At 60.1% G+C, this 22,335-nt stretch carries 15 protein-coding genes and 1 pseudogene; 14 read left to right on the top strand and 2 right to left on the bottom strand.

Features of this window, described 5'->3' with window-relative positions:
- Window positions 1-30 precede the first annotated feature (30 nt).
- From rpmE to ACKZ62_RS26560, 3 genes are all read left to right on the top strand, one after another.
- Window positions 31-261 carry a 50S ribosomal protein L31 gene (gene rpmE, locus ACKZ62_RS26570; protein ID WP_049710411.1) on the top strand — a complete coding sequence of 77 codons (231 nt, stop codon included), beginning with the start codon at window positions 31-33 and terminating at the stop codon, window positions 259-261.
- A 14-nt stretch (window positions 262-275) separates the two neighbouring features.
- Entirely contained in the window at window positions 276-1,082 is an 807-nt protein-coding gene (locus ACKZ62_RS26565) for a thermonuclease family protein (RefSeq protein WP_447096052.1), read from the top strand.
- A 181-nt stretch (window positions 1,083-1,263) separates the two neighbouring features.
- Window positions 1,264-2,532 carry a malic enzyme-like NAD(P)-binding protein gene (locus tag ACKZ62_RS26560; protein ID WP_032890259.1) on the top strand — a complete coding sequence of 423 codons (1,269 nt, stop codon included), beginning with the start codon at window positions 1,264-1,266 and terminating at the stop codon, window positions 2,530-2,532.
- A gap of 211 nt (window positions 2,533-2,743) precedes the next feature.
- On the opposite strand, the gene ACKZ62_RS26555 is transcribed toward ACKZ62_RS26560, so the two are convergent.
- Window positions 2,744-5,203 (bottom strand): penicillin-binding protein 1A, encoded by a 2,460-nt coding sequence (locus ACKZ62_RS26555; protein ID WP_371854028.1) that lies wholly within the window; start codon window positions 5,201-5,203, stop codon window positions 2,744-2,746.
- Between the two features lie 221 nt (window positions 5,204-5,424).
- On the opposite strand from ACKZ62_RS26555, the gene pilM reads away from it, so the two are divergent.
- From pilM to hemE, 10 genes and pseudogenes are all read left to right on the top strand, one after another.
- A complete protein-coding gene (gene pilM / locus ACKZ62_RS26550; RefSeq protein WP_447096051.1) occupies window positions 5,425-6,081 on the top strand; it encodes a type IV pilus assembly protein PilM in 657 nt (218 codons plus the stop codon).
- Window positions 6,078-6,629, top strand: a complete 552-nt coding sequence (locus tag ACKZ62_RS26545; RefSeq protein ID WP_095186126.1) for a PilN domain-containing protein — start codon at window positions 6,078-6,080, stop codon at window positions 6,627-6,629. The genes pilM and ACKZ62_RS26545 overlap by 4 nt, the downstream gene beginning before the upstream one ends.
- On the top strand, window positions 6,626-7,597 hold the full coding sequence (locus ACKZ62_RS26540) for a pilus assembly protein PilP (protein ID WP_447096050.1): 972 nt from the start codon (window positions 6,626-6,628) through the stop codon (window positions 7,595-7,597). Before ACKZ62_RS26545 ends, ACKZ62_RS26540 begins: the two co-directional genes overlap by 4 nt.
- Before the next feature lie 138 nt (window positions 7,598-7,735).
- Window positions 7,736-8,992, top strand: a pseudogene (locus ACKZ62_RS26535) (type IV pilus secretin PilQ); the annotation flags it as partial.
- 4 nt (window positions 8,993-8,996) lie between these two features.
- A complete protein-coding gene (gene aroK, locus ACKZ62_RS26530; protein ID WP_010213757.1) occupies window positions 8,997-9,515 on the top strand; it encodes a shikimate kinase AroK in 519 nt (172 codons plus the stop codon).
- 125 nt (window positions 9,516-9,640) lie between these two features.
- The gene (gene aroB / locus ACKZ62_RS26525; protein ID WP_447096049.1) at window positions 9,641-10,741 is read left to right on the top strand and encodes a 3-dehydroquinate synthase; all 1,101 of its coding nucleotides are present in this window, start codon (window positions 9,641-9,643) and stop codon (window positions 10,739-10,741) included.
- Window positions 10,742-10,751: 10 nt separating this feature from the next.
- The gene (locus ACKZ62_RS26520; RefSeq protein ID WP_095186123.1) at window positions 10,752-12,314 is read left to right on the top strand and encodes an SPOR domain-containing protein; all 1,563 of its coding nucleotides are present in this window, start codon (window positions 10,752-10,754) and stop codon (window positions 12,312-12,314) included.
- Between the two features lie 353 nt (window positions 12,315-12,667).
- On the top strand, window positions 12,668-17,113 hold the full coding sequence (gene gltB, locus ACKZ62_RS26515) for a glutamate synthase large subunit (RefSeq protein WP_122753833.1): 4,446 nt from the start codon (window positions 12,668-12,670) through the stop codon (window positions 17,111-17,113).
- Between the two features lie 32 nt (window positions 17,114-17,145).
- Window positions 17,146-18,564, top strand: coding sequence for a glutamate synthase small subunit GltD family protein (locus tag ACKZ62_RS26510; RefSeq protein WP_099602017.1), 1,419 nt, complete (start codon window positions 17,146-17,148; stop codon window positions 18,562-18,564).
- Window positions 18,565-18,804: 240 nt separating this feature from the next.
- Window positions 18,805-19,872 carry a uroporphyrinogen decarboxylase gene (gene hemE / locus ACKZ62_RS26505; protein WP_122756629.1) on the top strand — a complete coding sequence of 356 codons (1,068 nt, stop codon included), beginning with the start codon at window positions 18,805-18,807 and terminating at the stop codon, window positions 19,870-19,872.
- A gap of 163 nt (window positions 19,873-20,035) precedes the next feature.
- Here hemE and ACKZ62_RS26500 read toward each other — a convergent pair whose 3' ends face one another.
- Entirely contained in the window at window positions 20,036-21,244 is a 1,209-nt protein-coding gene (locus tag ACKZ62_RS26500; protein WP_032890295.1) for an MFS transporter, read from the bottom strand.
- Window positions 21,245-21,428: 184 nt separating this feature from the next.
- Here ACKZ62_RS26500 and ACKZ62_RS26495 point away from each other — a divergent pair, with 184 nt between their 5' ends.
- On the top strand, window positions 21,429-22,322 hold the full coding sequence (locus tag ACKZ62_RS26495) for a LysR family transcriptional regulator (protein ID WP_447096048.1): 894 nt from the start codon (window positions 21,429-21,431) through the stop codon (window positions 22,320-22,322).
- The last annotated feature ends 13 nt before the right edge of the window (window positions 22,323-22,335 follow it).

Raw genomic sequence — 22,335 nt, 5'->3', positions numbered from 1 at the left:
AGTGGCGGCACGCTAGCCCGAGGAAGTGCCATGAAAGCCGATATCCATCCAGCGTACGAAACCATCGAAGTAACCTGCAGCTGCGGCAACAAGTTCGAAACTCGCTCGAACCTGTGCAAGCCACTGGGTACTGACGTATGCAACGAGTGCCACCCGTTCTACACCGGTAAGCAGAAGACTCTGGACACCGGCGGCCGCGTACAGCGCTTCGCAGATCGCTTTGGTGCTTTCGGCAAGAAGCCTGCTACTCCAGCAGAGTAAGGCTCAAAGGCCTTATGGGCTTTTGCCAGCTGTTGAAAAAGGCGTCCCTTGCGGGCGCCTTTTTTGTGCCTGGGATTTGGCTGTCGGCTGTTCAGGCCGAGGTGTTTTGCCCTGCACCGACGTCTGTGTCCCAGGTCGAGGTGCAGCGTGTGGTTGATGGCGATACCGTACGTCTCAAGGATGGCCGCAGCGTGCGGATGATCGGCCTTAATGCGCCGGAGACCGGCAAAAAGGGCCGAACCGATGAGCCCTATTCTGTCGCTGCTCGCCAGCGTTTGCAGGCGTTGGTGGCGGCCAGCGGCGGTCGCGTCGGCCTGGTGCCGGGGCGCGAGCCTAAAGATCATTACGGTCGTACCCTGGCCCACCTTTACGGTGGCAATGGCGAGAACCTGGAGGCGCAATTGCTGGCTGAGGGCCTTGGATTCCAGGTGGGCGTCGCGCCCAATGTGGATCTCGTCGCCTGCCAGCAAGCCGCTGAAAACCGCGCCCGTCAGGCGAGTCTGGGCCTCTGGCGGCAATCGCCAATACAGCCCGTGGCGCAGCTCAAGCAAGCCGGCTTTGCCTTGGTCAGCGGCCGCGTAAGCAAGATCGAACGCAATCGAGGTGGCATCTGGATAGAATTGGAGCGTTCACTGGTATTACGCATTGCACCCGATCTGGCCCACACATTCGATGTCGGTCTGCTTAATGGTCTGCAAGGCAAGGTAGTCGAGGCTCGGGGTTGGGTGCAGGATCGCTCCAAGCGCGGCGGCCTGAAACACGATCATGCGCGTTGGCTGTTGCCGCTGACCGACTCCAGCATGATCAAATTGACGTTTTAATAAAAAATTGTAGACATTTTTTATGTCGATTGTGAACAGTCTAGCCCTTGTATACCGTGGCTTTAGACTAAAGTACGTCGTTTCGGGGCCTTGACACCTGTGACTGCCCAGTCTTGTAGGGGCTTTACGACACGAGTATCCTCGGCGGTCCGTCGACCAACAGTAAAAGCGGAATGCCGATATGTCTGATTTGAAAACTGCCGCTCTCGAATATCATGCCCATCCTCGTCCAGGAAAGCTGAGTGTAGAGCTCACCAAAGCCACTGCCACTGCCCGCGATCTGTCGTTGGCCTACAGCCCCGGCGTGGCTGAGCCCGTACGTGAAATCGCTCGTGATCCCGAGCTGGCGTACAAGTACACAGGCAAGGGCAACCTGGTTGCAGTGATTTCCGATGGCACCGCGATTCTTGGCCTGGGCAACCTCGGCCCATTGGCTTCCAAGCCAGTCATGGAAGGTAAAGGCGTGCTGTTCAAGCGCTTCGCCGGCATCGACGTTTTCGACATCGAAGTCGATTCCGAGAGCCCGCAGGCCTTCATCGACACCGTCAAGCGTATCTCCATCACCTTCGGTGGCATCAACCTGGAAGACATCAAGGCACCTGAGTGCTTCGAGATCGAAAAGGCCCTGATCGAACAGTGCGACATTCCGGTATTCCACGATGACCAGCACGGTACCGCGATCGTTACCGCGGCCGGCATGATCAACGCCCTGGAAATCGCTGGTAAAACCCTGTCTGACGCCAAAATCGTCTGCCTGGGCGCCGGTGCTGCGGCTATCTCCTGCATGAAGCTGATCGTGAGCATGGGCGCCAAGCTCGAAAACATCTACATGGTCGACAGCAAGGGCGTGATCCAGTCCGAGCGTACCGATCTGAACCAGTACAAGGCGATGTTTGCCCACCCGTCCTCCAAGCGCACCCTGGCTGACGCCCTTGACGGTGCAGACGTGTTCGTCGGCCTGTCCGGCCCGAACCTGCTGAGCGCCGAAGGTCTGAAGTCCATGGCGGCCAACCCGATCGTATTCGCCTGCTCCAACCCGGACCCAGAGATCTCGCCGGAACTGGCTCACGCCACTCGTAACGACGTGATCATGGCCACCGGTCGTTCGGACTACCCGAACCAGGTCAACAACGTTCTGGGCTTCCCGTTCATCTTCCGTGGTGCCCTGGACGTTCGCGCCAAGCGCATCAACGAAGAGATGAAAGTAGCTGCCGCCAATGCCCTGCGTGAACTGGCCAAGCTGCCGGTGCCTCAGGACGTGTGCGATGCCTACGGTGGTGCCAAGCTGGAATTCGGTCGTGAGTACATCATTCCGAAACCAATGGATAAGCGCCTGATCACCCTGATCTCCGATGCCGTGGCCAAAGCCGCCATCGAGACCGGCGTGGCCACCCTGCCGTATCCGAAAAACTACCCGCTGCAAAGCGTGGATGATGTGTTCAACGGCTAAGCCGTTGTAGCGCACCAACAAAAAGCCCCGGCTCTCGCGAGTCGGGGCTTTTTGCTGTGTGGCTATAAAAACCACGGCCTGCGCAGAACCAAAGGCGGGAGGGGGCTTGCTCCCGATGGCGGAGTGTCAGCCACTTGATGAGTTGGCTGCTCCACTGGTATCGGGGGCAAGCCCCCTCCCACATTGGATCTGTGTTCAAACACAGACTCCGTTAGAACAAGTCGATCGGCGCCGCCTCATCTGCCGGCAGCGGGCTGCCCGGTGCAACGCCGTTACCCAGTTCATTGACCGACGGCGGCGTGTCTTCGCTCTTGAACAGTTCGAAGTACGCATTCGGCGTGCTTGGCGATGCCGCACGGCCACTCACCGGGTCGATCCGCAGGCTAAGGATGCCTTCCGGCTCCGGCTGGGTATGCAGCGGCTTGTCTTTCAAGGCTGCGCCCATGTAGCTCATCCAGATCGGCAGTGCGACGGTGCCACCGAACTCTCGACGACCGAGGCTTTCGGGCTGGTCATAGCCGGTCCACACGGTAGTCACGTAGTCGGCGTTATAGCCGGAGAACCAGGCGTCCTTGGATTCGTTGGTGGTACCGGTCTTGCCCGCGATGTCCGCACGGCCCAAGGCCAGTGCGCGGCGTCCGGTGCCTTTCTTGATCACGTCTTCGAGGATGCTGTTGAGGATATACGTCGTGCGGCCATCCACGATGCGCTCGGCCACGGCAGGTGCCTGTGGTTCGGTTGCAGCGGTGTTTACGGCTGGCGAGGCGCCTGGTGTCGGCTCGATGGTAATACCGCCGTTGCTCGGCGCTGCCAACCCGTCAGTGGCCGCCACGCCGTTGACCACATCACCCGGCACGCGCGGTGGGTTGGCGGTGAACAGGGTGTCGCCATTGCGGCTTTCGATCTTGTCGATCAGGTACGGCGCGATTTTGTAGCCGCCGTTGGCAAACGTGCTCCAGCCGGTGGCGATTTCCATCGGCGTGAGGGTTGCGGTGCCGAGCGCCAGGGACAGGTTAGGAGGCAGGTCTGACTTGCTGAAGCCAAAACGCGTCATGTAATCGATGGTCTTGCCGACGCCCATCGCCTGCAGCAAGCGGATCGACACCAGGTTGCGCGACTTGTACAACGCCTCGCGGATACGGATAGGGCCAAGGAACGTGTTGGTGTCGTTTTTCGGGCGCCAGACCTTGTCCAGGTACTCGTCGACAAACACGATCGGTGCATCGTTGACCAGACTGGCGGCGGTGTAGCCGTTATCCAGTGCGGCACTATAGATAAACGGCTTGAAGCTTGAGCCCGGCTGGCGCTTGGCCTGGGTGGCACGGTTGTAGTTGCTCTGCTCAAAGGCGAAGCCACCCACCAGGGCGCGGATTGCACCGTTCTGCGGGTCCAACGAGACCAGCGCACCTTGGGCCAGCGGTACTTGGCTGAATTTAAGACTGTCGTCTTTCTGACGTAGCACGCGGATCAGGTCGCCCACTTGCGCGACGTCTGACGGCTGCTTGGGCATCGGGCCCATGCTGTTGGTGTTCAGGAACGGGCGTGCCCACTTCATGCTGTCCCAGGCTACGTGGGCTTCGCCGGTGCGTGTCAGTACCTGCAGGCCATCTTTCTTCACCTGGGTGACGATGGCCGGCTCCAGCCCGCTGATCGCGCGCTGTTTACCCAGCTCGGTCGTCCAGGCGCTCAGGGTTTTGCCCGGCAAGCGCGATTCAGGGCCTCGGTAGCCGTGGCGCTGGTCGTAAGTGATCAGGCCGGAATGCACTGCGTCATTGGCGATGTCCTGCAAGTTGCTCGGAACCGTCGTCGTCACGCGGAAGCCTTCAGTGTAGGCCTCGCTGCCATAACGGCCGACCATCTCCGCACGTGCCATTTCAGCGATATAAGGTGCGTTCACTTCCGGCGTCGGTACGTGATAGCTGGCGTTCAGTGGTTCGGCTATCGCGCTTTCATAAGCGGCTTGGTCGATCTTGCCCAGTTTGTACATGCGCCCAAGGATCCAGTCGCGGCGCTCTTTACTGCGCGCCGGGTTGGCCAGTGGGTTGAAGCGCGAAGGCGCCTTTGGAAGGCCGGCAATCATCGCCATCTGCGCCAGGCTGGCGTCGCGAATGGACTTGCCGTAGTACACCTGGGACGCGGCTTCGATGCCGTAGGCGCGGTTGCCCAAGTAGATCTTGTTAACGTAAAGCTCAAGGATCTCGTCCTTGGTCAGCTGACGCTCGATCTGCAATGCCAGCAGGATCTCGGTGGCTTTACGCGAAAAGCTGCGTTCGCTTGTGAGGAAGAAGTTCTTCGCCACCTGCATGGTGATGGTGCTGCCGCCGGATTGAATGTGTCCGCTTTTTACCAATTGTGTGGCGGCGCGAACCAGGCTGCTGGGGTCGACGCCATAGTGGTTGGCAAAATTATCATCTTCGGCTGACAGCAGGGCGCTGATGAAATTGGGCGGAATGTCGGCAAAACGGATCGGTGTGCGGCGCATTTCGCCGAACTCCGCGATCAGTTTTTCATCGCTGCTGTAGACCCGCAAAGGAATCTGCAACTGGATACTTCTGAGTGCCTCTACGGAGGGTAAACCCGGACTAAGGTAGAGGTAGGCCCCGCTGAGTACGAGCAGTAGCCCGCAGACGATCGCGACAATGGAGTACCCGAAAAACTTCAGCAGACGAATCAAGGCTTTTGGATTTCCAGAGAAAAGAATGAGTTAGGCGTCGGGGCATGCATGGCAAACGATGGATCGACCCGGGCAGCAGAGAAAAAGCGGGAAAAAACGCTGGGCATTAAAGCATTTTTCGGGTTGGGGCGTCATTCGCGCCACTTCAACATACCGACCGAATGCGTGGCGCCCAGCCGCAATCAGGCGTTATGACAGGGAAAGTTTTGGGGAGTTTTATGGAAAAGGGATTTTTCAGGCGAAAAGACGACACCGTCCTGGGCGTCGACATCAATGAAGCGGGGATCAAGCTGGTTGAAATCAGTCGTTCAGCCAGCGGTTACACCGTGCAAAGGTACGCCACACAGGCGCTGTCTGCCCATTCGGTAGTCGATGGCACCCTGCTGGACCTGGAAGGTATTGGGCAGGCGCTTTACATCGCGCTGTCTCGGCTTGGCACGTCGGCCAAGCGGGCGGCTGCTGCCGTTGCGGGGCCTTCGGTGATTACTCGGGTAATTGAAATGCCTGCAGGGCTGAGTGATGACGAAATGGCCTGGAGGATTCAGATGGAAGCAGATCAATACATTCCTTATCCGCTGGATGAAGTGGCACTGGATTTTCAGGTTCAGGGCATTTCGGTGCAGGGGGCAGCGCGGGTCGAGGTATTGCTGGCAGCCTGTCTCAAGGAGCACGTCGAGGCCCGTGAAGCCGTTTTGGCGCTGGCTGGGTTGGCGACCAGTGTCGTGGACATCGAAGAGTTTGCATTGGCGCACGCTTGCAGTCAGGATTTCGCCAGCTTCACACTTGGCCATCGAGTTGATGGTACACAGTGGGTCGTCGATGCCCCTGGGATGGGAGTCGCTTGCGGGTTGGCCCTGAGGAGTTTCGCTGGATGACACGAATCAATTTTTTGCCTTGGCGCCAGGCGCTGGCGGAACGGCGGCGTAAATATTTCCTGATGCTGCTGGCGGCGTTTGCCTGCGTGGCGCTTGCGGCGGTGTGGCTGGCGGATCAGGTGATCGACCAGGCGATCGACCGGCAGGTGACGCGCAATAATCATGCGAGCAAGGACGTCGCCGTGCTGGACTCGCGTATCAAGACCATTGATGACCTTCAGGTGCAAAGCCAGCAACTGGCGGAACGCATGAAGGTCGTACAAGACTTGCACGATAATCGCTCCGCCGGCGCACAACTGCTCGATCAGTTGGCCCGTGCGGTCCCTGATGGCGTGCATTTGCATGAGGTCGTCGCCAAAGGCGATACGGTGAGTATCAGTGGCAGCGCTGAATCCAGCCAGGACATTGCCCAGTTGATGCGCCGCCTGGAAGCCTCCGAAGGTGCACACTCTACGCGCCTGCAACATGTGCGAGCCGACGGCGCTCGCGGCACCAACGAATTCCAGTTGATGGTACGCCAGGGAGAATCCTCCGAGGCCCAGCCATGAGCCTGCCCAGGCTCGAATTTTCCGCGCTGACTCACAACGCTGCAAAATGGCCCTTACCTGGCAAAGTCCTGCTGGGCTGTGCGCTGGCCGGCATAGTGCTGGTGGTGGGTGACCTTCTATACCTGAGCTCATCACGGGAGCGATTGCGACAGGTCGAGGTTCAAGGTGTTGCCCTGCAGCAGCAACGCGCGGAAAAAACTGACGTGGCCGCGGATCTTGAAGACCAGGCTCGCCAGTTCCAACTGATGCAGGAAAAGGTCAGCGGCCTTCTTCAGCAATTGCCTGGTGAGTCCGAGATGCCCGGCTTGCTGGAGGACATCGCTCGGTTAGCACTGGCTAATAGGTTGGTGATAGAGAGCGTCACGCCGTTGGATGAGCTGTCTCGGCCACTCTATAACGAACAGCCTGTCCAGGTCGGCGTCACCGGCGCCTATCACGACCTGGCGACGTTTGTGAGTGCCCTGGGTGGCCTCTCGCGCATCGCTACGGTGCATGACGTTGCTCTCCGAAGTGATGGCAAGCTACTGCGGCTTGATCTGCTGGCCAAGAGCTATTGGCGTAGCCAGAAAGGCGTTAAACGGGGCGCGCCAGCCCTGCAAGAACAACCCTTTGTCTACGACGCCTCCGGTCTACGTGATCCGTTCCAGCTCCTTGCCTTGCACGTCGATCACTCGCGTGGACGGGCGGCTGTTGCCCCAGACCTGGCTCGTTCGCGTGGAGCCTTGGAAGGTCTCTCTGTGGATCAGTTCGACATGGTCGGCACGTTGTCCCGCGGGGCGCAGACTTTCGTCCTGCTGCGCCAGGCCTCTACGTTGCATCGCCTGGCGGTCGGCGATTACCTCGGGCCGGATCATGGTCGAATCACAGCGATTCATGACGGCCATATCGAGCTGGTCGAGTTGTTTCCCGATGAACAGGGCGCATGGCTGGAGCGCCCGCGAACCCTCGTATTAAACCTCCACTCATAACGGAATCAAACAATGAAAAGGACTTTCTCGTCCTTCGGTGTGGCGCTATGGATAGCGTTCACGGCACCGATGGCTGTTGCTGTACCCAATCGTGTGGATCTTATCCAGCTACCGCCTCCCGGGAATGCGGTGTCGGGCGCCTATACAGGTGAAAAGCTGAGCCTCAACTTCCAGGACATTGGTCTGCGCGCCGTATTGCAGCAAATCGCCGATGTGGCCGGCCTCAACTTGGTGGTCAGCGACGATGTGCAGGGCTCCATCACCCTACGCCTCAAGCATGTGCCCTGGGATCAAGCGCTGGATCTTGTGCTGCAAACTAAAGGTTTGGATAAACGGATAAAGGCCGGAGTGCTACTGGTGGCGCCCGCCGAGGAGTTGGCCGCTCGTGAATTGCTCACGCTGGAATCGCGCAAGCAGATGGCCGACCTGGCGCCCCTGCGGCGTGAATTATTGCAGGTCAACTACGCTAAGGCGGCGGACCTGGCCAAGCTGTTCCAGTCGGTGAACGGCTTTGAAGGAACGACGGATGAGCGCGGTTCGGTGGCCGTAGATGACCGCACCAACAACATCATTGCCTACCAGACCGGCGAGCGTTTGGAAGAGCTGCGCCGGATCGTGGCGCAGTTGGATATCCCGGTGCGCCAGGTGATGATCGAGGCGCGGATTGTCGAGGCCAACGTCGACTACGACAAAAGCCTGGGTGCGCGCTGGGGAGGTCGCCTCAATCGAGGGAATTGGGCCGCCGGAGGTATTCAGAAGCCTCAGTCGGACGGTGCCCAAACTCCTGAAAATGCACCCAGCTCGCCGTTCGTAGATCTGGGTTCGCTTACTGGTACCTCCGGCCTGGGCATTGCGTATATCACCGACAACCTGCTGCTCGACCTGGAACTGACCGCCATGGAGAAAACCGGCAATGGAGAAATCGTCTCACAGCCCAAGGTGGTCACCTCCGACAAGGAAACCGCGCGCATTCTGAAGGGCACGGAAATTCCCTACCAGGAATCCACCTCCCAAGGTGCGACGTCGGTGTCGTTCAAGGAGGCCTCCCTTTCATTGGAGGTTACCCCGCAAATCACCCCCGATGACCATGTGATCATGGTGGTCAAAGTCACCAAGGATGAGCCCGACTACCTCAATAAACTCAACGACGTACCGCCGATCAAGAAAAACGAGGTCAACGCCAAGGTGTTGGTCAAGGATGGAGAGACGATCGTCATTGGCGGTGTTTTCTCCAATACCCAAAGCAAAGTGGTAGATAAAGTGCCATTTTTGGGCGATGTGCCGTATCTTGGCCGCCTTTTCCGGCGCGATGTGGTGGCGGATAAAAAATCCGAGCTGCTGGTATTCCTGACTCCGCGTATTATGAATAACCAGGCGATTGCTGTGAGTCGTTGATTCTGTGCGAAATTTGATTCTTGTAGGACCGATGGGGGCTGGAAAAAGCACCATCGGCCGTTTGCTGGCCAAAGAGCTGCGCCTGCCATTCAAAGATTCCGACAAGGAAATTGAATTGCGCACGGGTGCCAATATCCCATGGATCTTCGATAAAGAAGGCGAGCTGGGCTTTCGTGACCGCGAGCAGGCGATGATCGCTGAGCTGTGCGGCTGCGACGGCGTGGTATTGGCCACCGGCGGTGGCGCGGTGATGCGCGATGAAAATCGTCGGGCGCTGCATGCCGGTGGTCGGGTGGTCTATCTGCATGCGTCGGTCGAGCAGCAGGTGGGCCGCACCGCCCGTGATCGTAATCGCCCGTTGCTGCGCACAGCCAACCCGGAGAAAACCTTGCGGGACCTACTCACGCTGCGCGATCCGCTGTATCGGGAAATCGCCGATCTGGTGGTGGAAACCGATGAGCGGCCGCCTCGCATGGTGGTCCTCGACATTCTTGAGCGCCTGCAACGGCTGCCACCCCGTTAAAGCCAGGCCCGAAATGCGCTATTCTCGGCGGCGCGCTATCACCCTGCAGGGTGTGGCGTAGAGCCATCAGGCGACGTCGGGTCTCGACGTTGCCGGTCGTCAACACATCTTCAACGCGGGGACACATGCAGACACTTAAGGTCGATCTAGGCGAGCGCAGCTACCCGATCCATATTGGCGAAGGTCTGTTGGACCAGCCCGAGTTGCTCGCACCGCATATTGCCGGGCGGCAAGTGGCGATCATCTCCAACGAAACGGTCGCGCCGCTGTATCTTGAGCGTCTGAGCCGCAGCCTGGCGGCGTACTCAGTGATTTCCGTGGTTTTGCCCGACGGCGAAGCCCACAAGAACTGGGAAACCCTGCAACTGATCTTTGATGGCCTGCTGACCGCGCGCCATGACCGTCGCACCACCGTGATTGCCTTGGGCGGCGGTGTGATCGGCGACATGGCCGGTTTTGCGGCGGCCTGCTACCAGCGTGGCGTGGACTTTATTCAGGTGCCGACCACCCTGCTGTCCCAGGTCGATTCGTCGGTGGGCGGCAAGACAGGTATCAACCATCCGCTTGGCAAGAACATGGTCGGCGCGTTTTATCAGCCCCAAGCCGTGCTGATCGATACCGCGACCCTCAACACCCTGCCACCACGCGAGCTGTCGGCGGGCCTGGCGGAAGTCATCAAGTACGGGCTGATTTGCGACGAGCCGTTCCTGACCTGGCTGGAAGAACACGTGGACGCCTTGCGCGGCCTCGACCAGGTGGCGCTCACCGAAGCGATTTCCCGTTCCTGTGCCGCGAAGGCGCTGGTGGTGAATGCCGACGAACGGGAGTCCGGTGTACGGGCCACTTTGAACCTCGGCCACACCTTCGGCCATGCGATCGAAACGCACATGGGCTATGGTGTGTGGTTGCACGGGGAGGCTGTAGCGGCTGGCACGGTGATGGCACTTGAGATGTCGCAACGCCTGGGTTGGATCAGCGCCCAGGAGCGTGATCGCGGTATCCGCCTGTTCCAGCGCGCCGGTTTGCCGGTCATTCCGCCTGAGGAGATGACCGAGGCCGACTTTCTCGAACACATGGCGATAGATAAGAAAGTGATCGACGGTCGACTACGACTGGTGCTGCTGCGCCGCATGGGCGAAGCGTTAGTGACCGACGATTATCCGAAAGAGATTTTACAGGCCACGCTGGGAGCGGATTACCGCGCCCTGGCCCAGCTTAAAGGTTAATAAGATCCCGATGACTAGTTTGCATGCCGACGAGGCGTTCCTCGGCCATTACCAGTTAAGCCACGACCCTTTTGCTCCACGGGTGCCTGGTTTCAAATTTTTCCCGGCCCAGCGCAAGCCGGTGCTCGGGCAGTTGCACCACTTGGCGCGCTACAGCCAGCTACTGCTGGTCGTGACCGGTCCGTTGGGCAGCGGCAAGACTTTGCTGCGCCAGGCCCTGGTTGCCAGCACCAACAAACAATCGGTACAGAGCGTGGTGGTGTCTGCCCGTGGTGCCGGTGATGCGGCCGGCGTGCTGCGCCAGGTTGCCCAGGCCCTGGACGTATCCACTGCTGAGCCGAGCGCGATTCTCAAACAAATCGTGCAACTTGGCCTGACCGGCCAGGAAGTCTACCTGCTGGTGGATGACGCCGAGCAGCTCGACGAATCCGCACTGGAAGCGCTGTTGGCGCTGGCGGCGGGTACGCCGGAAGGTCGTCCCCATGTGTTCCTGTTCGGTGAGTCGTCGCTGATCGCCGATCTGGAGCAGATCAGCGGTGATCAGGAGCTGTTCCACGTCATCGAACTGCAGCCGTACGAAGAGGAAGAAACCCGTGAATACCTGGCTCAACGCCTCGAAGGCGCCGGGGCCGGTATCGAACTTTTCACGGCAAATCAGATCTCTGATATTCACGAAAGCTCCGACGGCTGGCCTGGCACCATCAACCAGGTTGCCCGCGATGCAATGATCGAAGCCATGATTGCCAGCCGCTCTGCGGTCAAGCGTCCAAAGATGGGGTTCACTATGCCTAAGAAGCACGTACTGGCGATTTCTGCCGTTGTCGTGGTCGCTGTTGCCGCCGCCTGGTTGATCCCGGGTCGCAACAAGGCGCCGACCACCGCCAGCGCGCCAACCGAACAGGCGCAGTTGCCACTGGGTAAACCCACGCCGAATGTCGAGTTCGCCAATTCCGGCCAACCGACCAACCTGCCAATGGTTGGTCAGCCTGTGATGCGCGGCCCACTCGCCGAAGAAGCCGGTGGCATCTCCGAAGGCGACGACGGCGTGCCCGTAGAGGGCTCCAGCGCTACACCGCCGACCGTGACTACCACCGCGCCACCTGCGGGCGTGCCAGCGGGTCAGCCGGCCGCCAAGCCAGCCGCAGTGCCCACGCCAGCGCCAACTATCGCGACTGCCAAGCCTGCACCTGTCACCAAGCCCGTAGCGCCTGCTCCAGCAGCCAAACCCGCGCCGGTGACCAAGCCTGCGGAAAAACCTGCCACTGTCGCCAAAGCAGGCGCCGCCGGCAGCAGCTGGTACGCCAGCCAGCCGACCGGTAACTTCGTGGTGCAGATCCTCGGCACCAGCTCCGAAGCCAACGCTCAGGCCTTCGTGAAAGAGCAAGGCGGCGAGTACCGTTATTTCAAGAAAGTGCTCAACGGCAAGCCTCTTTACGTGATCACCTACGGCAACTTCTCCAGCCGTGCAGCAGCTGATTCTGCGATCAAATCCTTGCCAGCGAAGGTTCAGGCTGGTAAACCTTGGCCTCGCACTGTTGCCAGCGTTCAACAAGAACTGGCAGCAACTCGCTGAAGATCCGGCGGCTTTACCCAAGCCGCCCTCCCGGCACCTCAAAAAAATCCTCAAGTGCGTGCAGCTTCCCAGAAGCCGCGCGCTTTGTGGTGTCTGCGTCACAGTAGCTTTTGAGTCGTAGCGGTCAGAATTAAAAAAGTTTTGACTAGCACAGCATATCGCTTTAAACCTTTCATAAATGCGACATAGATTTGCGACATTTCGTCGCTAAATTTGTGAGCGTCTGTGTCGGTGTGTACAATGACCTCCCTTTTGCCCCCGCTAAGCCGGCGTACGTTCGGCGTGGAAGGTAACCGGTTGAATTGAAAAGAAATTTGCCTCGGTATAAGAGGCAGCCTGGTGAGAAAGTGTCTATGAAAGCAGGTCTGTACCAACCCGATGAATTCAAGGATAACTGCGGTTTCGGCCTGATAGCCCATATGCAGGGCGAGCCCAGTCATACCCTTTTGCAAACGGCCATCGAGGCCCTGACCTGCATGACCCACCGCGGTGGGATCAACGCCGACGGCAAGACCGGTGACGGTTGTGGCTTGCTGATTCAAAAGCCCGACCAATTTCTGCGCGCGGTCGCCAAAGAGCATTTCGCTGTCGACCTGCCCAAGCAGTACGCCGTGGGCATGGTGTTTTTCAACCAGGACCCGGTCAAAGCCGAAGCCGCTCGCGAGAACATGAACCGCGAGATCGTCGCTGCCGGCCTGCAACTGGTCGGCTGGCGCAAAGTGCCAATCGACACCAGCGTGCTCGGCCGCCTGGCCCTGGAGCGCCTGCCGCAGATCGAACAAGTGTTCATCGCCGGTGACGGCCTGAGCGACCAGGACATGGCAATCAAGCTGTTCACGTCCCGTCGTCGCTCGTCCGTGGCCAACGCCGCCGATGCCGACCACTACATCTGCAGCTTTTCCCACAAGACCATCATCTATAAAGGCCTGATGATGCCGGCGGACTTGACCGCCTTCTATCCAGACCTGAGCGATGAGCGCCTGCAAACCGCGATCTGCGTGTTCCACCAGCGCTTCTCCACCAACACCCTGCCGAAATGGCCGCTGGCCCAGCCATTCCGCTTCCTCGCCCATAACGGCGAGATCAACACCATCACCGGCAACCGCAACTGGGCCGTGGCCCGTCGCACCAAGTTCGCCAACGATCTGATGGACCTGGAAGAGCTCGGCCCGCTGGTTAACCGCGTCGGTTCCGACTCCTCCAGCATGGACAACATGCTCGAACTGATGGTCACCGGTGGCATCGACCTGTTCCGCGGCGTGCGCATGATCATTCCGCCTGCGTGGCAGAACGTCGAGACCATGGACCCGGACCTGCGTGCATTCTACGAGTACAACTCGATGCACATGGAGCCGTGGGACGGCCCGGCTGGCGTGGTCATGACCGACGGCCGCTATGCGGTGTGCCTGCTCGACCGTAACGGTCTGCGCCCGGCGCGCTGGGTCACCACCACCAACGGTTTCATCACCCTCGCGTCGGAAATCGGCGTGTGGAACTACAAGCCTGAAGACGTCATCGCCAAAGGTCGCGTTGGCCCTGGCCAGATCCTGGCCGTGGACACCGAAACCGGGCAGATCCTCGACACCGACGCCATCGACAACCGCTTGAAGTCCCGTCACCCGTACAAGCAATGGCTGCGCAAGAACGCCCTGCGCATCCAGGCGACCATGGAAGACAACGACCACGGCTCGGCTTTCTATGACGTTGACCAGCTCAAGCAGTACATGAAGATGTACCAGGTCACGTTCGAGGAGCGCGACCAAGTGCTGCGTCCGCTCGGCGAGCAAGGCTACGAGGCCGTCGGCTCCATGGGCGATGACACGCCGATGGCTGTACTGTCCCAGCGCGTGCGCACGCCGTACGACTATTTCCGCCAGCAGTTCGCCCAGGTGACCAACCCACCGATCGACCCGCTGCGCGAAGCCATCGTGATGTCCCTGGAAGTGTGCCTCGGTGCCGAGCGCAACATCTTCCAGGAATCGCCTGAGCATGCTTCCCGCGTGATCCTCAGCTCGCCGGTTATTTCCCCGGCCAAGTGGCGTTCGTTGATGACCCTGGAGCGTCCAGGTTTCGACCGCCAGATCATCGACCTGAACTACGACGAGAGCCTCGGCCTTGAAGCCGCTGTGCGCAACGTCGCCGACCAGGCCGAAGAAGCTGTGCGCGCCGGTCGTACCCAGATCGTGCTGACCGACCGCCATATTGCCCCAGGCAAGCTGCCGATCCACGCTTCGCTCGCCACCGGCGCGGTGCACCACCGCCTGACCGAAAAAGGCCTGCGCTGCGACTCCAACATCCTTGTCGAAACCGCCACCGCCCGCGACCCGCATCATTTCGCGGTGTTGATCGGCTTCGGCGCCTCGGCGGTGTACCCGTTCCTCGCGTACGAAGTGCTGGGCGACCTGATCCGTACCGGTGAAGTGCTGGGCGACCTCTATGAGGTGTTCAAGAACTACCGTAAAGGCATCACCAAAGGCCTGTTGAAGATCCTGTCCAAGATGGGCATCTCCACCGTCACGTCTTATCGCGGTGCTCAATTGTTCGAAGCCATCGGCCTGTCCGAAGAAGTCTGCGACCTGAGCTTCCGTGGTGTGCCGAGCCGTATCAAAGGCGCGCGTTTCGTCGACATCGAAGCCGAACAGAAAGCCCTGGCCGCCGAAGCCTGGAGCGCGCGCAAGCCGATCCAGCAAGGCGGCCTGCTCAAGTTCGTGCACGGTGGCGAATACCACGCGTACAACCCGGACGTGGTGAGCACTCTGCAAGCCGCCGTGCAGCAGGGCGACTACGCCAAGTTCAAGGAATACACCTCGCTGGTGGATAACCGCCCGGTGTCCATGATCCGCGACCTGTTCAAGGTGAAGACCTTGGACACGCCGATGAACATCAGCGAAGTTGAGCCGCTGGAATCGATCCTCAAGCGCTTCGACTCCGCCGGTATTTCCCTCGGCGCTCTGTCGCCTGAGGCTCACGAAGCACTGGCCGAAGCCATGAACCGCCTGGGCGCGCGTTCCAACTCCGGTGAAGGCGGTGAAGACCCGGCGCGCTACGGCACCATCAAGAGCTCGAAAATCAAGCAGGTTGCCACTGGCCGTTTCGGCGTGACCCCGGAATACCTGGTTAATGCCGAAGTGCTGCAGATCAAGGTTGCCCAGGGCGCCAAGCCCGGTGAAGGCGGCCAGCTGCCAGGCGGCAAGGTCAACGGTCTGATCGCCAAGCTGCGTTATGCAGTGCCTGGTGTGACCCTGATTTCGCCACCGCCGCACCACGACATCTACTCGATTGAAGACTTGTCGCAGCTGATTTTCGACCTGAAACAAGTCAATCCGCAGGCGCTGGTCTCGGTGAAACTGGTAGCGGAAGCGGGCGTGGGCACCATTGCCGCCGGTGTGGCCAAGGCCTATGCCGACCTGATCACCATCTCCGGCTACGACGGCGGTACCGGTGCATCCCCGCTGACCTCCATCAAGTACGCCGGCGCACCTTGGGAACTCGGCCTGGCCGAAACTCACCAGACCCTGCGCGGCAACGACCTGCGCGGCAAGGTCCGTGTGCAGACTGACGGCGGCCTGAAAACCGGCCTCGACGTGATCAAGGCCGCGATCCTCGGCGCCGAGAGTTTCGGTTTCGGCACCGCGCCGATGATCGCCCTGGGCTGCAAATACCTGCGCATCTGCCACCTGAACAACTGCGCCACCGGCGTCGCCACTCAGAACGAGAAGCTGCGCAAGGATCACTACATCGGCACCGTCGACATGGTGGTGAACTTCTTCACCTACGTCGCCGAAGAAACCCGTGAGTGGCTGGCCAAGCTGGGCGTGCGTTCGCTGGAAGAGCTGATCGGTCGCACCGATCTGCTGGACATCCTCGAAGGCCAGACCGCCAAGCAACAGCACCTGGACCTGACGCCGTTGTTGGGGAGCGATCACATCCCGGCAGACAAGCCACAATTTTGCCAGGTGGATCGCAACCCGCCGTTCGACAAAGGCCTGTTGGCCGAGAAGATGGTCGAAATGGCCGGTTCCTCGATCAATGACGCCAGTGGTGGCGAATTCGCCCTGGATATCTGCAACTGCGACCGTTCCATCGGCGCACGCATCTCCGGTGAAATCGCGCGCAAGCATGGCAACCAAGGGATGGCGAAAGCGCCAATCACCTTCCGCTTCAAGGGTACCGCTGGCCAGAGCTTTGGCGTGTGGAACGCCGGCGGCCTGCACATGTATCTGGAAGGCGACGCCAACGACTACGTGGGCAAGGGCATGACCGGCGGCAAGCTGGTGATCGTTCCGCCTAAAGGCAGCGTCTACAAGAGCCAGGAGAGTGCCATCATCGGTAACACCTGCCTGTACGGCGCTACCGGTGGCAAGCTGTTCGCCGCGGGTACCGCCGGTGAGCGTTTCGCCGTGCGTAACTCCGGTGCCCACACCGTGGTGGAAGGCACTGGCGATCACTGCTGCGAGTACATGACCGGGGGCTTTGTCGCGGTACTGGGCAAGACCGGTTACAACTTCGGTTCGGGCATGACTGGCGGTTTCGCCTACGTGCTCGACCAGGACAACACCTTCGTCGACAAGGTCAACCACGAGTTGGTCGAGATCCAGCGGATCAGCGGCGAAGCCATGGAATCCTACCGGAACCACTTGCAGCACGTGCTGGACGAGTACGTCGAGGAGACCGGCAGCGAATGGGGTCGTAACCTCGCCGAAAACCTCGATGATTACCTGCGTCGTTTCTGGCTGGTCAAGCCCAAGGCTGCCAACCTGAAATCGTTGCTTTCCAGCATCCGTGCCAACCCGCAGTGATATGCGCCTGAAGAGTTTGATGAGGTTTTAACATGGCTGAACGTCTGAATAACGACTTCCAGTTCATCGATGTCGGGCGCAAAGATCCGAAGAAGAAACTGTTGCGTCAACGCAAGAAAGAGTTCGTGGAAATCTACGAGCCCTTCAAACCCCAGCACTCGGCCGATCAGGCCCATCGCTGCCTGGGGTGCGGTAACCCGTATTGCGAATGGAAGTGCCCGGTGCACAACTTCATTCCCAACTGGCTGAAATTGGTGGCCGAGGGCAACATCCTCGCCGCCGCCGAGCTGTCGCACCAGACCAACACCCTGCCGGAAGTCTGCGGCCGGGTGTGCCCGCAGGACCGTCTGTGTGAGGGTGCCTGCACCCTGAACGACGGCTTCGGCGCGGTGACCATCGGTTCGGTGGAGAAGTACATCACCGACACCGCGTTCGCCATGGGCTGGCGCCCGGACATGTCCAAGGTCAAGCCGACCGGCAAGCGCGTGGCGATCATCGGTGCGGGCCCGGCGGGCCTTGGCTGTGCCGACGTGCTGGTGCGTGGCGGCGTGACCCCGGTGGTGTTCGACAAGAACCCGGAAATCGGTGGCCTGCTGACCTTCGGTATCCCCGAGTTCAAGCTGGAAAAAACCGTACTGAGCCACCGTCGTGAAGTGTTCACCGGCATGGGTATCGAGTTCCGCCTCAATACCGAAATCGGCAAAGACATCACCATGGAGCAACTGCTCGCCGAATACGATGCCGTGTTCATGGGCATGGGTACTTACACCTACATGAAGGGCGGCTTTGCCGGTGAGGATCTGCCTGGCGTGTATGACGCGCTCGACTTCCTGATCGCAAACGTCAACCGCAACCTGGGCTTTGAAAAGTCGCCGGAAGATTTCGTCGACATGAAAGGCAAGAAGGTCGTGGTACTCGGCGGTGGCGACACCGCGATGGACTGCAACCGTACCTCGATTCGTCAGGGCGCCAAGTCGGTGACCTGTGCGTATCGCCGTGACGAAGCCAACATGCCGGGGTCGCGCAAAGAGGTGAAGAACGCCAAGGAAGAGGGCGTGAAATTCCTCTATAACCGTCAGCCGATTGCGATCGTCGGTGAAGACCGTGTCGAAGGTGTGAAGGTGGTCGAGACCCGTCTCGGCGAACCGGACGCCCGTGGCCGTCGCAGCCCCGAGCCGATCCCGGGCTCCGAAGAGATCATTCCGGCCGATGCCGTGGTTATCGCCTTCGGTTTCCGCCCAAGCCCGGCGCCGTGGTTCGAGCAGTTCGAGATCCAGACCGACAGCCAGGGCCGTGTGGTAGCCCCGGAACAAGGCCAGTACAAGCACCAGACCAGCAACCCGAAAATCTTTGCCGGTGGCGACATGGTGCGCGGGTCTGACCTGGTGGTGACCGCGATCTTCGAAGGCCGCAATGCCGCCGAAGGGATCCTGGACTACCTGAACGTCTAACCCATTTCAGGCTGAAATGCGGTCAAAAATGTGGGAGGGGGCTTGCCCCCGATAGCGCTGGTTCAGTGACAGATACTGAGACTGACACACCGCTATCGGGGGCAAGCCCCCTCCCACATTGGTTTTGCAGCGCTTCCATGTCCGCGACAAATTGACCCGATAGACAAAAGGCACCGCTCTTGCCGTGCCTTTTGCGTCGCGCTCTGAGAAAATGCCCGCACTTTTTTTGCGGATGCCGACATGACTGCCCTCAAGAACGACCGTTTTCTTCGTGCCCTGCTCAAGCAACCCGTGGACGTCACCCCTGTGTGGATGATGCGTCAAGCCGGTCGCTACCTGCCGGAATACCGCGCCAGTCGCGCCCACGCCGGCGATTTCATGAGCCTGTGCATGAACCCGGAGTTCGCCTGCGAAGTCACCCTGCAGCCGCTGGACCGCTACCCTCAACTGGACGCGGCCATCCTCTTTTCCGACATCCTCACCATCCCTGATGCAATGGGCCAAGGCCTGTACTTCGAGACCGGCGAAGGCCCGCGTTTCAAGAAAGTCGTTAGCACCCTGGCCGATATCGAAGCGTTGCCGATCCCTGATCCGCACAAAGACCTCGGCTACGTGATGGACGCCGTCAGCACCATCCGCCGCGAGCTGAACGGCCGTGTGCCACTGATCGGCTTCTCGGGCAGCCCTTGGACCCTGGCCACCTACATGGTCGAAGGCGGCTCGTCGAAAGACTTCCGCAAGACTAAGGCGATGCTCTACGACAACCCTCAAGCCATGCACCTGCTGCTGGACAAGCTGGCTCAGTCGGTCACGTCCTACCTCAACGGCCAGATCATGGCCGGTGCGCAAGCGGTACAGATTTTCGATACCTGGGGCGGCAACCTGTCGGCGGCGGCGTACCAGGAATTCTCCCTGGCCTACATGCGCAAGATCGTCAGCGGCCTGATCCGTGAGCACGAGGGCCGCAAAGTGCCGGTCATCATGTTCACCAAGGGCGGTGGCCTGTGGCTGGAAAGCATCGCCGACGCCGGCGCTGATGCGTTAGGCCTGGACTGGACGTGCGACATCGGTGAAGCCCGCCAGCGCGTGGGCAACCGCGTCGCGCTGCAAGGCAACATGGACCCGACCGTGCTGTACGCCAAGCCGGAAGCGATCCGCGCCGAAGTCGGCCGCATCCTGGCCAGCTATGGCAAGGGTCCCGGGCACGTGTTTAACCTGGGTCATGGCATTACGCCGGAAGTGAACCCGGAACACGCTGGCGCTTTCCTGCAAGCGGTGCATGAGTTGTCCGCGCAATATCACGTGTAGTTCCCCTGCTTTACTTCATCACCCTCTTCCAATTAAGAGGGTGATGTTGTCGCTAACAACCTGAATGAACTGTGCATGGCTAGGCGGATTTTTTATCGCTTGGCCATAGTGCGTTTAAATCTTTTTGTTATGTGGGAGTGTTGCTTCTTAAGTGTGGTGCTTTTCAGGCCGAGGCCAGCGGCGGCAACTTCGCCAACTTCAACGCGACCAGCAACGCGCCGATCAACAGTGCCACGATGAATGCACCAATGCCGTTCCATCCGGCGAGGTGCCAGAAGAATCCACCCGTGGTGCCGGCGACGCTTGAGCCAGCGTAGTAGCAGAACAGGTACAACGACGACGCCTGCCCCTTGGCCTTGACTGCTCGGCGACCGATCCAGCTGCTGGCCACCGAGTGTGCGCCGAAGAACCCGAAGGTGAAGATCAGCATGCCCGGCACCACCAGCCACAACGGCGAGAACAGGGTCAGCAGCATGCCGGCGAGCATCAGTACGATGGTGGCCCACAGCACACGGCGGCGGCCGAGGCGGTCGGCGAGGGAGCCGATTTTCGCCGAGCTGTAGATGCCCGAGAGGTAGACCAACGACAGCAGGCCGACCACGGCCTGGCTCAGGTCGTACGGGTCGGCCAGCAGGCGATAGCCGATGTAGTTGAACATCGTCACGAACGCGCCCATCAGCAGGAAGGCTTCAAGAAACAGCCACGGCAGGCCCGCGTCCTTGAAGTGCATGACAAAACCGTCCATCAGGCTGCGTGGCTTGAGGCTGCTGGCGCGGAAGTTGCGCGATTCCGGGAGGATTTTCCAGAACACCGTGGCCGCGATCAGCGCCAGGGCACCGATGATCAGCATTGCGGTGTGCCAGCTGACGAAGTCGATCAACACGCCGATGATCAGGCGTCCGCTCATGCCGCCAATGGCATTGCCACCGATGTACAGGCCCATGGCCAAACCGATGTGCTGGGGGTGGATCTCTTCGCTCAGGTAGGTCATTGCGACGGCGGCCACGCCGCTGAGTGACAGGCCCACCAGCGCACGCATCAGCAGGATCCCTTCCCAGGACGGCATCAGGCCGCTGGCAATCGTGGCCAGCGCCGCGCAGAACAGCGCGGCGACCATCACCGGCTTACGCCCCAGGGTGTCGGAAATCGGTCCGGTGATCAGCAAACCCAGCGCAAGCATCGCCGTGGACACCGAGAGAATCAGGCTGCTTTGCGCGGCATTGATGGAAAACTCGTGGGACAGTGCCGGCATCATCGGTTGCACGCAATACAGCAGGGCAAACGTGGCAAAACCGCCGGAGAACAACGCCAGCACCGTGCGCATGAACATCGGCGTGCCTTTCTCGATGAACGCGTCATTGAGCTGAGCCACTACCTCATCGAGGGCGGTGGGCGGGACGTCTTGAGCGAGTGGAGCGACAGCAGATTTCACGGGGACCTCGGGGAGCAAAAGCCTGTCAGGGCTGGCAATGCAAAAAAGAATATAGCTGGCTAATGATTCTTTCCAATATATTGTTCGACCTGTTTGATAGCTTTAACGACCTAATGGGGTTTGCATGGAATTGCGTCATCTGCGGTACTTCATCGCTGTTGCCGAAGAGCTGCACTTTGGCCGGGCCGCGCAGGTGCTGGGCATCTCGCAACCGCCCCTGAGCCAGCAGATTCAGGCGCTGGAGCAGGAGGTGGGCGCGCGGTTATTTGAGCGTACCAATCGTCGGGTTGAGCTGAGCGAGGCGGGGCGCTTGTTCCTGCACGAAGCGCGGTTGGTGCTGGCCCAGGTGGACAAGGCGGCGGACGTCGCGCGGCGGGCACAGTTGGGTGAGCTGGGGGAGTTGAAGATAGGCTTCACCTCGTCAGCGCCCTTCAACGCGAGCATTCCCCAAGCGATCTTCGCGTTTCGCCAGGCCTTCCCGGCGGTGCACTTGAACCTGCAGGAAATGAGCAGCACCGAAGTGGCCGAGTCGCTGGTGGATGAGTCGATTCAGGTGGGGTTGATGCGTCCCTTGCCATTGCCGGATTCGTTGAATGTGATCGAGCTGATGCGCGAACCCCTGGTTGCTGTCTTGAGTGCCGGTCACCCGTTGGTGGAAGGCAGTGAGCGTGGCTTGCACCTGGCACAGTTGGCTGACGAGCCGTTTGTGTTTTTCCCACGCAGCTATGGGAGCGGCCTGTATGCCCAACTGCTCAGCCTGTGCCGCGACGCTGGCTTCAGCCCGCACTTCGCCCAGGAAGCGGGCGAGGCGATGACCATCATCGGCCTGGTGGCGGCGGGGTTGGGCGTGTCGGTGCTGCCGGCGTCTTACCAGCGCATCCGCATTGATGGAGTGGTGTATCGCACCTTACTGGACCCGGAGGCGGTGACCTCGGTATGGCTGGTACAGCGCAAGGGCGCGCAGGCGCCGATGGCGAAGGCGTTTGTGGAGTTGTTGACGCTTAAGGCCACCCACTGAGTTGCAATGCTTC

The sequence above is a fragment of the Pseudomonas sivasensis genome, assembly GCF_052938085.1.
This window is presented reverse-complemented; position numbering and strand designations above follow the sequence as displayed.